The organism is Pseudomonas sp. HY2-MNA-CIBAN-0224 (assembly GCF_040310285.1).
GTDB classification, from domain to species: Bacteria; Pseudomonadota; Gammaproteobacteria; order Pseudomonadales; family Pseudomonadaceae; genus Aquipseudomonas; species Aquipseudomonas helleri.
This window is the reverse complement of record NZ_JBEOPQ010000828.1, coordinates 1-243: the sequence shown is the minus strand read 5'-3', so window position 1 is coordinate 243 and position 243 is coordinate 1. Positions and strand designations below refer to the sequence as shown.

Sequence of the window (243 nt, the reverse complement as noted above, 5' to 3'; positions counted from 1 at the left end):
CATCAATATCATCAGCGTCGTCATCATCGAGATCGTCTTTCGCATTGGCTTTTGGCTTGATAACAGGCGGGTTTTCTTTTTCTTCTTTGATGCGCTCGCGCTCTTCTTTCGCCGCTTCTTTGGCTTCTTGAGCCGCTATTTTGTCTTCTTCGGTCTCAGGATCCAAAAAGCCGGTGATGACATCAGAGAGTTTTTTGTCGCCATCTTGCACTTTTTGATATTCATCAAGGACGAATTGTACCG

The 243-nt window shown here is 45.3% G+C and carries 1 pseudogene; it reads right to left on the bottom strand.

Going from position 1 to position 243, the window contains the following annotated elements:
• Positions 1–243 (bottom strand): annotated as a pseudogene (locus AAEZ03_RS28600) (hypothetical protein); the annotation flags it as partial.